We start from the raw sequence: 14,112 nt of genomic DNA, 5'->3' as shown, positions 1-14,112 counted from the left end.
CAATCAGTTAGGTTAATATTAATTACTTTTTTGATTTTGATAACTTATTCAATATCATTATTGTCCGACAAAAGAATCAAGACCGCTGCGCTGATAGAATATAGAATCAAGACTTGATTTTAACTCATTGATAATCAATTTACAATAGATTTGTCATTTCAGAAAGCTTTTGATTTTTTACTTGTTGTAAAAGTAAGGGGCATATCTCAAAAAAATCTTTTAGCCTATACCCAATCTATCGTTCGGACTATCTTACAAATTTTAATCGGACACTATTGATTCAATATGCTAGTACATTTTTGGTGTTATATGCGTTTGCATTTTGAAGTTTAATTTTAGTACTATGTTTATTAAATGCAAGTATTGGTATCTCTACATTAGCTTCCATATCTTTCACTAAATCTTTATGAAACAAGTTATTAAGCCCCCAATTATGTTTACGTTCTAACATGGCCAACATACTCGCTTTTTCATTATTTAAAACACTTAATAAACCCGATTTTGTTTTACTAGACACTATATTTCTAAACGTTATTTCTGGATATGAAACCTGTTTTAATAGTGTATTTTTAAATTTTTCCATGTTTTCTCGTGCTATGTATTTATCCATTTCATAAACATGTACAATTTCTATAAGTGCTTCAAAAGGGCTTGCTATTTCTATAAGTTTTTGAATTGATAAAATATCTTCTTGCTCAAAATCAGTAGCATATACTATAGTTGAAATAACCTTATAGGTCATATCATTTGGTACAATTAATAATGGTACTTCAATTTTACCTAGTAATGAATCAGCTATATTACCAGAAAAATAACCTCTATTACTATGGTTATCTTTCATGCCTATAATAATTAAATCTGGGCTTAATATTTTAGAAAGGCGCGAAATACTCTCAGAAATGGAATTGTTTTCAACCACATGAGTAGTAATAGTTTTATGGTAAAATTCATTTTGAAGATGTTTTGCACAGTATTTTTCTACAAGTTCTATGCGCTCTTTATGCATTCTTTTTTTCAAAGGCTCTAAAGGCTGAATAGTTGAATGGTAAGTTGAAGGAAAATCGTAAACGTGTAAAATATGTAATTCTGCTTTCAGGATAGAACTAAAACGATAGGCGTACTTTAACGAACAAGCATCTTTTTTGGTGCAATCTGTGGCATATAGTATAGTTTTCATAATAGCGTTTTTTAACTTAATAAATGTATGCTGCTACATTATTTTATGAAATGATATTTGTCATAATAGTAGGATTAATGCGTTTGTTTTTATTTGCTTTCAAAGCGTAGTTTGAGATGTCGTCCTTCTTTAGAATCACACATCTTCTCGGTAATTTCATGAATATGCATACTTTAAACAATTGGTATGGCTTCAAAAGTAGCTTTACTAGAAAATTGAGAAATAAAATAAAGTTATTATTTTCTTTCTCTCCCCGTTAGTTCTTCAATATCAATTTTAAAAACAATTGGTGGTCCTTCTTTAAATATTTTACTTGAAAATTCACTTAAATATTTTAAAGACTTTCCTTCTTTTTTTTTGATAATTTCTTTTACACCTTCAGAAAATTTGTGCAAGTTAATCTTAGCTGAACAGCCTTCAAATTCGCGAAAAGTACCTTGCACTACCAAAGATTTCCAGGTATTTACAGAATCAATCTCAGCAACTTCAACTGACACACCATTATTAAGTCGTAAAGCATCTATTTTATGCCCGTTACCCGAATAGCCTAATAAAGCGTTAGTGCTATCATCATAATAATAAGTAATTGGTATTACAAAAGGTCTATTTTTATAAATATATGCCAAATGACCTATGTAATTATTACTTAGTAGCGTTTTGCATTTAGATTTTCCGAGTTTAAGAATCATAACTATCTGATATTAAAGTTAGAAAGTAGATATTTAAAAGTGATGTATAAAAACCAAATATTTGATTTAAGCTCTAATTTATTTTATAGTCAGGAAATAGCAAATGATATTAGTCAGTTTAAATTAATTTGAAGCAGAACTACTGCATTTAAGTTGCATAAAAGTAATCTCTGGGCGCATACCTAACCTGCCAGGAAACCCCAACCAGCCCAAGCCTCTATTAACATATAGGTATTGTTGCTCTAATTTATATAATCCTGCCCAATGCTTAAACTTATATTTTATAGGACTCCATTGTTTTTTTCCTAAATTTATTCCAGCTTGCATGCCATGTGTGTGACCAGAAAGCGTAAGAGCAACATCTGTTTTTTCAATTACTTCTTCCTGCCAATGGCTTGGATCGTGACTTAACAAAATCTTAAAAGCAACATCTTGTGAAGATATTATAGCCTTTTTTAAGTCGCCATATTGTTTAAAAGGTGGATTTCCCCAATTCTCGACACCAAGAATAGAGATGTTTTCATTGTTGATTTTAATAGTATCTGATGTGTTTCGTAAAAGCTTAAAGCCAGTATTTTGGTAAAACTTTTCTATAGCATTAAAATTTTTTTGCTTGTCAACTTTATTTTCCCAATCACTATAATCACCATAATCATGATTTCCTAAAACGGCGTATTTATTAATATTAGCAGTTAACTTTACAAATACTTTGTCCCAGCCCCGTAATTCCCAAGCATAGTTGTTTACCAAATCTCCAGTAAAAAAAATAAGGTCTGGTTTTAAATTATTAATCAACTTTACTGCTTGCTCCAAAGTTTTATATCGGTAATTAAAGCTCCCTAAATGCAAATCGGATATTTGCACAATTTTTAATCCATTAAACGACTTAGGTAAATGTTTAAAACTTATTTTATGACGATGAATTTTAAAGTGATATACTGCTTTAAAGATCGCATAGACTATAGTTAAAAATGGTATAAACCCAGAAAACAATCCTAATAACGGAATTATTAAAATGGATTCCTTTTCTGAAAAAACATGGTTGGTTAAGAACAGTATAGAAATAATAATTACAAATAATATTTTAGGAATAAAAGACGAAACGGTAAGCCCGTATAACGACGAAATTAGCATGTGCTTACGTCTTGGGTTTATATCATCTAGTTTTATTTTAAGTACTATTATAGCTGTTATTAAACCTGTTGTAAATATCCAAAACAGTATATTTATTAGGAACTTAAAAAAACTGGAGGACAACAATACGGTGACAGATTGCAACCAATAAAAGGCAATAATATCTACCAAAAATATCAATAAGCATAAAAGCAAAATAGTAAATATAGAATAGCTGCGCATAATAGAACACGTGTATTAATGATTCTTATTTTTTAAGCGTCTTTTATCTCGCATCGCCCAATAAATACCTTTTACATCGGAAGCCCAATTATCATACATGAAAATTAGTGTGATTTCTTCAAAGGTTTCCAATAAGCCAATTATAATCATGATGTAAAACAAAGCATATTCTGGGTTAAAGAATAGCGACCATAATATAAATAGACTTTGAAACATTGCCGAAAGTTTGGCTAAATAGGTGTGAAAGGCTGTTGCTTTTGCGTATTTAATGTAGGCTATTAGCATTTGTAAGATATATGGAACAAATGCAATAATTATTAGGATAAGGTTTGCTCTAATAAAGCTAGTTTCGAAGTAAAATAACCCAATTAATCCAACAATAAGAGTGATTTGATCACCAAAAGAATCCAGTTGTGAGCCTCTGGGACTCGTTATTTTTAATTTTCTTGCTAAATAACCATCAATGGCATCAGTGGAGTAGCTTATTAAAAGAAGCCATGTAAAAACAAGCCGTAAATCTAACCAAATAAGTAGCAGTAAAAATGGCGCAGCAAATATTCGGTAAAATGAAAACCAATCGGCAATATTGAAGTATTTGAAGGTTCGCATGCTGTTTTTTTTGTATTTCTATAAATATAAATGATGTTTTCAAAATTATATATGAGGGAAGTCAGTTTTAGGTTATAAAACGGATTTCTATTACTAATTTAATGAATTTAATCAATATTAATCCATCTTAAAACGAAGTAATCTCAAAGCATTAAGCACTACAATAATAGTAGAACCCTCATGAAAAGTAACGGCTAAACCTATATTTGTAAGCCCTAAAATAGTTACAGGGACTAACAATGTGACTACGCCTAAACTTATCCAAATATTTTGTTTTATTATCCGTTTAGATGCTCTGCTCAATCCTATAACAAAAGGTAAGTTCTCAATTTTATCAGACATTAAAGCAACATCGGCAGTTTCTAAGGCAACATCGCTACCTGCTGCACCCATTGCTACACTTACGGTACTTAATGCCATAGCTGGTGCATCATTTACACCATCTCCAACCATGGCGATTTTTTTATCTCTTTTAATTAATATTTTAATGGCAGCGACTTTGTCCTCTGGCAACAAATTTCCTTTCGCTTCTGTCAAACCTATTTGTTTTGCAATAGCATCACCAACATTTTGATGATCGCCTGTAAGCATAACCATGTGTTTAATTCCAATTTCTTTTAGTCGTTTTAGCGTAGCTGCTGCTGTTTTGCGAGGTAAATCCATCACACTTATCAATCCTATAATTTTATCCTTATAAGCTACAATCATGACTGTGTGTCCATTTTCCAAAAGATTAACCATTTTAGAAATAATGCTTGGTTCTACATTTATGCCTGAATCTTCCATCAACTTTACATTTCCTATATAAACGTTATTGCCATTATAAATGGCACGTATTCCCTTTCCTTGAATAGCATTAGCGTTGGATGCTTTATTTTGAGGTTCAATGTTATAATGTGTTTTTATATCCTTTGCTATGGCCTTTGCAAGTGGGTGATTACTTAAGCTTTCCACTTCAAGAACTAACTCAATAAACTCGTTTTCATCAAAATTGTTTAGCGGAATAATGTGTGTTAGCTTTGGTTTTCCTTCGGTTAGCGTACCTGTTTTATCAAATGCAATGGTCGTGATTTCACCTAAATCTTCTAAAGCTCTTCCACCTTTAATAAGCACCCCTTTTTGAGCTGCTCTTGCAATACCACTGAGTACAGCACTAGGTGTTGAAATGGCCAAGGCACAAGGACTTGCTGCCACTAATATTGTAATAGCACGATATAAGCTTCTATTGAAACTTTCATCAATTAACAAATAAGCAAAGCATAATAAAGAAACCACCAAAATAACTAATGGGACGTACCATTTTTCGAACTTTTTGGTGAGTCTTTGCGTAGGCGATTTTTGCGTTTCTACTTCACTTACCATTTTAATTAATCTGGAAACCGTAGAATCTTTACTTAGTTTAAGAACTAAAACTTCAATGCTATTATCGCCGTTAATGGTACCGGTAAATACGATGTGTTTTTTATCAATGTCTTTAAACTTTGGTAAATGATATTTGTTATCTATAAAGACCTTATCAACAGGAATACTTTCTCCAGTTATCGGAGCTTGATTAATACTGCTACTACCGCTAATAATAACACCGTCTGCAGCAATTTTAGTATTTGGTTTTACAACAATAACATCATTTATACATAGATTTTTTATAGGTATTTCTTCAAGCTTATCATGTTTCTTTATTAGTGCTGTTTTTGGAGATAATTTGCCTAAAGCTTCAATAGATTTTTTAGCTTTATTCATGGCGAAATGCTCTAAAGCATGTCCTAAACTGAATAGGAATAAAAGCAATGCCCCTTCTGCCCATTTATTTATATAGAAAGCCCCTGCCGCTGCTGCAATCATCAAAAAATCGATGTCAAAACCACCTTTAATGATTTTTTTATATGCTTCAATGGTTATAAAGTAGCTTCCAAAAAAATATGAGATGATATAACTTGATAAAAAAAACCAGTTTGACAAACTTGTTAGTTTTTGAATAATAAAACCTACGAGAAGGAATACGCCACAAAGAATGGCAAAATAAAGTTCCATTTTATTTCCTGAGCTAACCCTATACTCATGAGTTTTATCTTTCATATTTGCTATAATTACCTCCATCAATCAAGTTTAATTTTTTATTTATACAGTTATATAAAAGAAGGTTTAGTACATGATAAAGATTTAGAATAGAATTATAAACTACATACATGTAGCATATTAGGGCTTTTTCTTTAGGTAGACCTCACAGGTTTTTAAAACCTGTGAGGTCTTTGTTATCCTGAAAATGGCGAGTGGTTTATTTCTCAAAATTAATTTTTGTCAAGTACTTAAAAAAGAAGATTTTAAAATCCCTCTTTCATGTTCACCTTAATTTCTGGTATTTTAATAAGCTCTAAAGTTGTTGATGCCAAAGCAACTTTGCCATTTGTTTTTTCAACTTCCTCCCGTATTCTATCATTTAAAAGATGTTTTGTAAATCGTCTTTTTTTATAATCAACAATATATCTTAGGTTAAATTGAATCCAATTATCGGTTAATGTAATAGCAAGCGTTGGATCTACTATAGCATCTTCAATGTAATATTTATTAACTATTTCATTCCACCTAGATTTTGAATTTGCAGTATATTCTGAAAGCGTATCTGAAGCAATTTTAATGACAATAGATTTGGCTAACTCCACATCCGACCCATATTTAATTGGTAAATTAAATTCGTCCCATATAAAAGGGAAATCTTGAGAATAGTTATAATAGGCCCTTTAAATACAAAGGCATTACTTAGTTTTACAATACGACCACTGTAATTATCACTGCTTACCCATTGCCCAATTTCCATCATGGTGGTGTAAATACTATCTACATCAATAACATCGCCTTTAATACCGTTAATTTCTATTCTATCGCCTGGTTTATATACTTTAACAATAAATATGTAGAGTGAACCCGCAATACTTAATATAAGTTCTTGTAAGGTAAAAGCAATGCCTGCTGTAAATAGACCAATAGCTAGAGTAAAATCTTTAATATTGCCCGTGAAGTATGAGAAGGATAGAAATATTAAAACAATATAACCTATAATCTCTATGCCTTTTTGAGACTTATATCGTGCCCCTGTATCCGTTACTTTTTGTTGCAAAAACCGCCTTGTTAGTTGAATTAAAATAAGCACAAAAGCAACAAGAAGTACGTACTTAATTATACTAAAAGCAGTTGGGTTTTCAATAATCCACTTATTTATTTGTTCCATGTTAATTATTTATAAATCTTCATACAATCGCAACCTATTATGCAAGGTTGTAATTTCTTTTCTCAAAGCATTTACTTGTTCTAATAGGTTGTAAATAGCATCAATCCCTTCAATATTTATTTTTAAATCATAATGTAAACGTATAATTTTTTCAACTTCTATTACTTGTGTTTTGCGAATAAGCAAATTATCCTTTTCAACAGTTAATTCTATGAGTTGACATTCATGCAATGCGTTTATAAAAGAAACAGGAACTTTGTAATGCTCGCAAACTAATTCTATTGGTATTAAATCTCTAGTTTCCATTATGAACGTTGTGTTTGTAACTGTTTAATTAATTCTTTTTCTTTATTTGAAAGTTTAGTAGGCAATTTAATTTGATAGATTATGTACAAGTCTCCAAATTCACCTTCTTTTTTATACTTTGGAAATCCTTTTCCTTTTAGTTTGACCTTTGTACCATTTTGTGTTTCAGGTTTAATATTGAGTTTAACTTTCCCATTAAACGTATCTACCATAAGTTCGCCTCCTAGAAGGGCTTTATATAAGTCTAAATCTATAGTAACGTAAAGATTATCCTTATCTCTTTTAAATATTGAATGGTTTACAATAGAAAACTCAATGTATAAATCGCCATTTGGCCCACCATTAACACCTTTCCCTCCATGACCTTTTATTTTGATGATTTGTCCATTTTCTACTCCAGCAGGAATAGTAATTCTAATGTTTTTCTTGTTTACTGTTAAAGTCCGCTTATGGGTGGTGTAAACATCTTTTAAGTCGAGATGTAATGCTGCGTTAAAGTCTTGTCCTCTAAATTTTACTTGTCTACTTCCAGAGCGTGATGCTGCACCACCAAACATGTTTTCAAAAAAATCAGAAAAGGCTTCTTCGTTATGTCCGCCAGTTCCTCCGCTATAAGTTTTTTGATATTGTTTTTGTTGATGTGCTTTTTCATATTCCTCAGCATGTTGCCAATGCTCACCATATTGGTCGTATTTTTTTCTGTTTTCAGGATTACTTAAAACTTCATTAGCCTCATTGATTTCTTTGAATTTTTTTTCAGCAATTTTATCATTGGGGTTTAAATCTGGATGATATTTACGCGCTAATTTTCTATAGGCTTTTTTGATATCCGCTTCGGACGCCGTTTTTGTAATTCCTAATATTTTATAGTAATCTATAAAAGCCATTTAATCATAAATTTAATCAGAAAGTTAACACGTTTAAAGGACAAAAAACATGATTTAAATCATTTACCATGTTTATACTAAAATTTCTCCATCTGCCATTTGTATAATACCATCGGTTTTTTGCAAAACCTTCGTCGTGAGTTACCACCAAAAGGGATAAACCCTGCTCGTCACTTAATTGTTTGAAGATATTGAATACGCTCTAAACTTGCAACACCACCAATTGGGAGCAAGGTTATTTTTTTAGTGTCTATGCCAAAACGTTTAGCGGTTAAGGCATGCCCTAATTCATGTAAAACAACACATGCAAAAGCGGCTAAAACCAGTGCAACATTAAACAAGATACTTTCATTAGTTCCTCCACGTTTTAATTCACTAAAAACAATCCACGCTATTAAAAAAAAGAAGGTCCAGTGTACCTTAATTTTAATTCCAGATACGCTTCCTAAATTTAAATTGGCTTTCATTTTATAGATTTAATAACCCATTTGTTATTCTTGTTTGGTGTAGCAACTAAATCATCTGAAATACGTTTAGATGTTATTTTTGGAGGGTTTTTAAGAAAATCTTTGTCTAAAACAATATTAATACCTTCTGGATTTAAATAACTTTTAATAGCTCCATTAGTGTCTATGATGACTTCGTAATATCTATAATTAACTACCTTTTTACCTAATACATCATTTTCCCCAAGTTCTTCTTTAATCAATTCTAATGCTATGGTTTCATTATCATTAAAATTTAAAGCATTTAAGAACTTTGTTTGGATGACTTTTTTGCCTGTTTTATCAATATATCCAAAATATAGAATCCCATCTTTTTTTTCTGAAATTAAACATCGATTATTTTTAAAAACAGGATAGCTGCCATAATCGGTTTCAGTTAAAACCAAATCATCCCTAAAATCTATGATAATAGCGCCTTTGTTATTTATAAATCCCCACGAATTGTCTTTCTTAATGGCTGCAACACCATCATTAAAAGGGGCTATAAAATCTAGTGCTTCATTTGTTTGAGCTAAAGCAAAAACAGGAATTAATAATAGTGTAATTAGTGCTTTTTTCATGATTGAATATTTTATAATAATAATATTCTAAAAATAGGATGCTTAGCACAATTATAAAATGACATCCATCAGCAAGAAACAGTTTATATATACTGTTTTATAATTGAAATAATATCGTTTTTTTGAAGTACTCCAGATTGTCTCCAAACTTGTTCCCCGTTTTTAAAAAGTATCATGGTGGGCACACCTCTAACTTGATATTTTACTGCTAGAGGTTGATTTTTATCCACATCAATTTTTATAATTTTTATTCCATCCTCAAGTGCTTCTTTTACATCTTTTAAAATAGGAGCCAACATTTTACAAGGACCACACCAGTCGGCATAAAAATCAACTAAAACAGGTAATTTTGAATTTATTATTGTATTAAAGTTAGTCTTCATAAAAATCTATTTTTTTAACTCAATATCGAGTTTGGCAAGTATAATTAATTCTGATTTATTTAACCCCGAAAAGGAAGCTGCAATGGCATGAGCCGTTTTTAATATTAGTTTTTTTATGTTGGCTGTAAATAAATGTGGCTGTTCCTTTTTATAATTTGTAAAAGCATTGTAACAGGCTTTAGCGTCTAATTTGTCTGCTTCATTCAACCAATCAAAAATAATTTCTATTTGGTATGCCGCATCTGTATTATACGTGTCTTCAATAATATCAACTTCCAACCACTGTTTTTTTACTAATTCTTTTAGCTTATCAAACTCCTCGTCCCTTACCTCCTTATCTGCTGCTGCTATGGCATAAAATAGCTTACCAAGGTTTTGGTAAAACTTGAGCGTCATTTTCTTTTTTGTTTTCATTTTCACCAAAAATTTCACGAATTAAAGTTACATAATTTTTGTTTGACTTTATATGATATAAATCAGTATAACCAATGACCATTTTTTCGTACTTTTAAGTGCCATTTATAAACATAATTTTTTTATGTTCCAGCAAGACCAAGAAATATTCAACATTCTTTTAGAAACTGTTTCTGAAGCTGTGATTATTGTTGATAATCACCAAAAAATCATGGAAGTTAATACAGCTGCGGTTGCTATTTTTGGCTATACAAAAAAGGCGTTTATTGGCAGGGAGTTAAACTTGCTTATTCCATCAAATTATCATGATAGTATTTCAACGTATTTTGAAAAATTTATTCAAAGAGGTAAACGCCGAAAATTGGGCGAGGCTACTGATATTTATGGTTTAAAAGAAAACGCTACTATTTTTCCAATAGAGGTTGAATTAAATCCCTTTTCCATCTATAATAAAACTTATGTTATGGTTTTGATTAAGGATGTTTCTGAAAAAAAAGAGACTCAGAGAACCCTTATGTTACGTACCAAAGCTCTGCAATCTGCAAGCAACGGCATTATTATTACAGATGCTTTAAAACATGATAATCCAGTAATCTATTATAATTCAGCATTTCAAAGTCTTACAGGGTATTCGGATGCAGAAATTCTTAATCATAACTGCCGGTTTTTGCAAGGAAAAGATAGAGATCAAGCACCGCTTAAAAAGTTAAGAGAAGCCATAGAAAAAGGCGAAAGTTGTCAAGCTACGCTTCGTAATTATAAGAAAGATGGCACTATGTTTTGGAACGATTTATATATTTTTCCAATAACGGATTCATACGGAACGGTTACAAATTTTATAGGGGTACAAAATGATGTGACACTAAAAAAAAGTATTGAAGATGAGCACCACCATTTAGCAACCATTTTTGATGAATCTTTAAATGAAATTCATGTTTTTGATGCCGAAACATTAAAGTTTATTAATGTTAATTTTGGCGCCCAAAAGAGTCTTGGATATACTATGCAAGAATTAATTAATATGACACCAATTGATATAACACTATTTAAGAATGAAGTTGAATTTAGAAATACTATAGATGTTTTATTTGGTAAGAATGTTGAAAAATTAGAGATTGAATCGGTTCAACGAAGGAAAGATGGTACCGAGTATCCTGTTGAAGTTCATTTACAACTATCAAATTTAGGAGAACGGGAGGTTTTCGTTGCCATCATTTTAGATATTACAGAACGAAAAAATTACACAGTCAAACTTGAAAACAAAGTAGAAGAAAGAACACAACAACTTAAAATTGCGCTAAGTAAAGAAAAAGAACTCAATGAGCTAAAAACAAAATTTTTGTCTTTAGTCTCTCATGAATTTAAGACACCTTTAAGTGGTATTTTAACATCTAGCCAGCTACTTAGTAAATATCAATTAACCGAACAGCAAGAAAAGCGCGATAAGCATATAAAAACCATTACCGATAAAGTTCATTTTTTAGACAACATTCTAAACGATTTTTTATCTGTTGAAAAAATAGAAACAGGAAAAGTAAACTATAAGTTTACTCATTTTAAACTTAGTAAGGTGGTTAATGAGGTGGTTTATAATGCCAATATGCTTTTAAAAGAAGGACAGAAAATAAACTATCCAGAAAACATTGATGATTTATCGCTCTATCAAGACGGGAAAACTATTCAATTAATATTCTCAAATTTATTGCATAATGCCATTAAATATTCTCCTGAAGGTACCGTTATCGATTTACAAATTAAGCAAAACAATAAGTTTACTACGCTCACGGTTAAAGATGAAGGAATAGGAATTCCAAAAAACGATCAAAAAAGTATTTTTGAGCGGTATTTTAGAGCAGAAAATGTAATGAACACTCAAGGTACTGGTATTGGTTTAAATATTGCTAAAAGCCATTTGGAGAACTTAGGCGGTACTATATCTTTTGAGAGTGAAGAACATATAGGTTCAACTTTTATTATAACGTTTCCTAATATAGCAGCGCCATGAAAACAGTTTTACTTATAGAAGATGATTCCGTTTTAAGAGAAAACACAGCAGAACTTCTAGAATTATCTAGCTATAATGTTATTACAGCTTCAAATGGAAAAACAGGTGTAGCATTGGCTAAAAAGCATCAACCTGATATCATAGTATGTGATATCATGATGCCCGAAATGGATGGTTACGGCGCCTTTAAAATCCTTTCGAAAAGTAAACTCACAAAATATATCCCTTTTATTTTTTTATCTGCTAAAACCGAGCGTAGCGATGTTAGAAAAGGTATGAATTTAGGTGCAGACGATTATATAACCAAACCCTTTTCGGAAGATGAACTTATTAGCGCTATTGAGAGCCGTTTAGCAAAAGTTTCCATTTTACAAGAATTAAAGAAAAATCAACAGAGTGATCCAATTTTAACCAATGAAAATGAAATAAAAACACTTAACGATTTAAAAATTTTCTTTGATGATTATGGCAATGAATTCTCATTTAAAACAGAAGATGTTATTTATTATGAAGGGGATCATTCTAATTATATATACCTAATTAATCTTGGCGCTGTAAAATGTTATAGAATAGATGAACAAGGAAAAGAATTGGTAACCGCATTATACAAAGAAGATGATTTATTTGGTTACACATCCTTTACACATAATACACCACACCAGGAAACGGCAGCAGCTTTAGCAGATACTAAACTCTTAGGGGTTTCAATTATTGATTTTAAGGATATTTTAAGTAAAAACCATAAAGTTCTTATAGAGATTATAGAACTTTTAACAGATGATTTGTCTGTAGTTAAAGAACAACTTTTGCAAATGGCCTATGGTACGGTTAACAGAAAAACGGCAGCTACTATTTTAAAATTTGCCGAAAAAATAAATCGGAAACCAGACGATCCCATAAAAATTTCCAGAAACGATTTGGCCAGTGTTGCAGGAATTGCTACCGAAACATTAATAAGGGCGCTAACCGAGTTTAAAAAACAAGGAATTATAAAAGCAGAGGGCAGAAATATTAAGGTGGTAGATATTCAAAAATTAAAAAGCATCATTTAGCTATAGTTCTCATTTTTGTAAAATGATTAATATCATTTTACATTTAACAACTTCGCTTTAAATTGGTACATGTAAAGATGCTGTTAAATGAAAAATATATTATTACCCACCGATTTTTCTGAAAATTCATGGAATGCCATTAAATATGCTATTAGTTTTTTTGAAAAAGAAACCTGCAATTTTTATTTGCTCCATGTAAACAGATTAAGCAATGTTATAGTTAACGATTCACCATATATCGCTACGCAAGATGTTTTAGTAGATGTTTACACCAGTCCAGCAAAAAAACAGCTCCGAAATATTTTAAAGCGTATTGGAAAAGGTTTCTTACCTAATAAAAAACACAGATTTTATACACTTTTTGATTATAATTTCTTTATAGAATCGGTAAGAAAACATGTTGAAGAGAAAAAGATAGATTGTATTGTTATGGGCACTAAAGGTGCTTCTGGTTTGAAAGAAATTATTGTTGGTAGTAATACTGGCGATGTTATTACCAAAGTAAAATGTACTACCTTAGTTGTCCCGGAAGATGCTCAGTTTGTTAAACTAAACGAAATAGCATTTCCCACTGATTTTTCACTAACCTATAATATTGAAATACTAGATCCTCTTTCTGAAATTTTAGAAAAATGTAAATCAACATTAAGAATTCTTCATATAAGTAAAAAGAAAACTAATTTGAATAGCGACCAAAATAAAAGCAAAGAGTTATTAGAGGATTATTTTAGTCCTTTACCACATAGTTTTCATTATTTAACCAATAAAAAAGTAGAGGATGCCGTGCAATGCTTTGTAGAAAGTAGAAATATAAATATGATTTGCATGGTAGCAAAAAATCTTAATTATTTTCAGCAAATCTTATTTAATTCAAAGGTTGAAGCCATAAGTTATCATACCGAAATACCTTTTTTAGTACTACACGAAAAAACATAATACAAC

The 14,112-nt window shown here is 30.8% G+C and carries 16 protein-coding genes; 3 read left to right on the top strand and 13 right to left on the bottom strand.

Translation table 11 applies throughout. The features are described 5' to 3' along the window. Positions 1-280: 280 nt before the first annotated feature. The 13 genes from AAC024_RS11220 to AAC024_RS11160 all read right to left on the bottom strand — a co-directional run bounded on the left by AAC024_RS11220 (position 281) and on the right by AAC024_RS11160 (position 10,113). Positions 281-1,177 (bottom strand): universal stress protein, encoded by an 897-nt coding sequence (locus AAC024_RS11220; RefSeq protein ID WP_339895485.1) that lies wholly within the window; start codon positions 1,175-1,177, stop codon positions 281-283. Between the two features lie 236 nt (positions 1,178-1,413). After that, the gene (locus tag AAC024_RS11215) at positions 1,414-1,866 is read right to left on the bottom strand and encodes a pyridoxamine 5'-phosphate oxidase family protein (protein ID WP_339895484.1); all 453 of its coding nucleotides are present in this window, start codon (positions 1,864-1,866) and stop codon (positions 1,414-1,416) included. Positions 1,867-1,989: 123 nt separating this feature from the next. Next, complete coding sequence (locus AAC024_RS11210; RefSeq protein ID WP_339895483.1) at positions 1,990-3,222, bottom strand: metallophosphoesterase; 1,233 nt, start codon at positions 3,220-3,222, stop codon at positions 1,990-1,992. A gap of 15 nt (positions 3,223-3,237) precedes the next feature. Next, positions 3,238-3,831 carry a CDP-alcohol phosphatidyltransferase family protein gene (locus AAC024_RS11205; protein WP_339895482.1) on the bottom strand — a complete coding sequence of 198 codons (594 nt, stop codon included), beginning with the start codon at positions 3,829-3,831 and terminating at the stop codon, positions 3,238-3,240. A 117-nt stretch (positions 3,832-3,948) separates the two neighbouring features. After that, positions 3,949-5,928, bottom strand: coding sequence for a heavy metal translocating P-type ATPase (locus tag AAC024_RS11200; protein ID WP_339895481.1), 1,980 nt, complete (start codon positions 5,926-5,928; stop codon positions 3,949-3,951). A gap of 224 nt (positions 5,929-6,152) precedes the next feature. Beyond that, entirely contained in the window at positions 6,153-6,491 is a 339-nt protein-coding gene (locus AAC024_RS11195) for a hypothetical protein (RefSeq protein WP_339895480.1), read from the bottom strand. Further along, entirely contained in the window at positions 6,482-7,057 is a 576-nt protein-coding gene (locus tag AAC024_RS11190) for a mechanosensitive ion channel domain-containing protein (RefSeq protein ID WP_339895479.1), read from the bottom strand. Before AAC024_RS11190 ends, AAC024_RS11195 begins: the two co-directional genes overlap by 10 nt. Before the next feature lie 9 nt (positions 7,058-7,066). Next, on the bottom strand, positions 7,067-7,363 hold the full coding sequence (locus AAC024_RS11185) for a chaperone modulator CbpM (RefSeq protein ID WP_339895478.1): 297 nt from the start codon (positions 7,361-7,363) through the stop codon (positions 7,067-7,069). Beyond that, positions 7,363-8,250 carry a J domain-containing protein gene (locus AAC024_RS11180; RefSeq protein WP_339895477.1) on the bottom strand — a complete coding sequence of 296 codons (888 nt, stop codon included), beginning with the start codon at positions 8,248-8,250 and terminating at the stop codon, positions 7,363-7,365. Before AAC024_RS11180 ends, AAC024_RS11185 begins: the two co-directional genes overlap by 1 nt. A gap of 170 nt (positions 8,251-8,420) precedes the next feature. Beyond that, positions 8,421-8,717 carry a site-2 protease family protein gene (locus AAC024_RS11175; RefSeq protein WP_339895476.1) on the bottom strand — a complete coding sequence of 99 codons (297 nt, stop codon included), beginning with the start codon at positions 8,715-8,717 and terminating at the stop codon, positions 8,421-8,423. Continuing rightward, a complete protein-coding gene (locus AAC024_RS11170) occupies positions 8,714-9,316 on the bottom strand; it encodes a WG repeat-containing protein (RefSeq protein ID WP_339895475.1) in 603 nt (200 codons plus the stop codon). Before AAC024_RS11170 ends, AAC024_RS11175 begins: the two co-directional genes overlap by 4 nt. Positions 9,317-9,399: 83 nt before the next feature. Next, positions 9,400-9,699 (bottom strand): thioredoxin, encoded by a 300-nt coding sequence (trxA, locus tag AAC024_RS11165; protein WP_339895474.1) that lies wholly within the window; start codon positions 9,697-9,699, stop codon positions 9,400-9,402. Positions 9,700-9,705: 6 nt separating this feature from the next. Then, a complete protein-coding gene (locus AAC024_RS11160) occupies positions 9,706-10,113 on the bottom strand; it encodes a hypothetical protein (protein ID WP_339895473.1) in 408 nt (135 codons plus the stop codon). 124 nt (positions 10,114-10,237) lie between these two features. On the opposite strand from AAC024_RS11160, the gene AAC024_RS11155 reads away from it, so the two are divergent. From AAC024_RS11155 to AAC024_RS11145, 3 genes are all read left to right on the top strand, one after another. Beyond that, entirely contained in the window at positions 10,238-12,118 is a 1,881-nt protein-coding gene (locus AAC024_RS11155; protein WP_339895472.1) for a PAS domain S-box protein, read from the top strand. After that, complete coding sequence (locus AAC024_RS11150) at positions 12,115-13,170, top strand: response regulator (RefSeq protein WP_339895471.1); 1,056 nt, start codon at positions 12,115-12,117, stop codon at positions 13,168-13,170. The genes AAC024_RS11155 and AAC024_RS11150 overlap by 4 nt, the downstream gene beginning before the upstream one ends. Before the next feature lie 87 nt (positions 13,171-13,257). Further along, the gene (locus tag AAC024_RS11145) at positions 13,258-14,106 is read left to right on the top strand and encodes a universal stress protein (protein WP_339895469.1); all 849 of its coding nucleotides are present in this window, start codon (positions 13,258-13,260) and stop codon (positions 14,104-14,106) included. The last annotated feature ends 6 nt before the right edge of the window (positions 14,107-14,112 follow it).

The sequence above is a fragment of the uncultured Algibacter sp. genome (genome assembly GCF_963976535.1).
Lineage (GTDB): Bacteria > Bacteroidota > Bacteroidia > Flavobacteriales > Flavobacteriaceae > Algibacter_B.
The sequence above is the reverse complement of the archived record's forward strand: the minus strand, read 5'-3'. Positions and strand labels throughout refer to the sequence as shown.

Coding starts and splice junctions, on each gene's coding strand:
- AAC024_RS11220 (WP_339895485.1), bottom strand. CDS start 1,177: ATGAAAACTATACTATATGCCACAGATTGCACCAAAAAAGATGCTTGT.
- AAC024_RS11215 (WP_339895484.1), bottom strand. CDS start 1,866: ATGATTCTTAAACTCGGAAAATCTAAATGCAAAACGCTACTAAGTAAT.
- AAC024_RS11210 (WP_339895483.1), bottom strand. CDS start 3,222: ATGCGCAGCTATTCTATATTTACTATTTTGCTTTTATGCTTATTGATA.
- AAC024_RS11205 (WP_339895482.1), bottom strand. CDS start 3,831: ATGCGAACCTTCAAATACTTCAATATTGCCGATTGGTTTTCATTTTAC.
- AAC024_RS11200 (WP_339895481.1), bottom strand. CDS start 5,928: ATGGAGGTAATTATAGCAAATATGAAAGATAAAACTCATGAGTATAGG.
- AAC024_RS11190 (WP_339895479.1), bottom strand. CDS start 7,057: ATGGAACAAATAAATAAGTGGATTATTGAAAACCCAACTGCTTTTAGT.
- AAC024_RS11185 (WP_339895478.1), bottom strand. CDS start 7,363: ATGGAAACTAGAGATTTAATACCAATAGAATTAGTTTGCGAGCATTAC.
- AAC024_RS11180 (WP_339895477.1), bottom strand. CDS start 8,250: ATGGCTTTTATAGATTACTATAAAATATTAGGAATTACAAAAACGGCG.
- AAC024_RS11175 (WP_339895476.1), bottom strand. CDS start 8,717: ATGAAAGCCAATTTAAATTTAGGAAGCGTATCTGGAATTAAAATTAAG.
- AAC024_RS11170 (WP_339895475.1), bottom strand. CDS start 9,316: ATGAAAAAAGCACTAATTACACTATTATTAATTCCTGTTTTTGCTTTA.
- trxA (WP_339895474.1), bottom strand. CDS start 9,699: ATGAAGACTAACTTTAATACAATAATAAATTCAAAATTACCTGTTTTA.
- AAC024_RS11160 (WP_339895473.1), bottom strand. CDS start 10,113: ATGAAAACAAAAAAGAAAATGACGCTCAAGTTTTACCAAAACCTTGGT.
- AAC024_RS11155 (WP_339895472.1), top strand. CDS start 10,238: ATGTTCCAGCAAGACCAAGAAATATTCAACATTCTTTTAGAAACTGTT.
- AAC024_RS11150 (WP_339895471.1), top strand. CDS start 12,115: ATGAAAACAGTTTTACTTATAGAAGATGATTCCGTTTTAAGAGAAAAC.
- AAC024_RS11145 (WP_339895469.1), top strand. CDS start 13,258: ATGAAAAATATATTATTACCCACCGATTTTTCTGAAAATTCATGGAAT.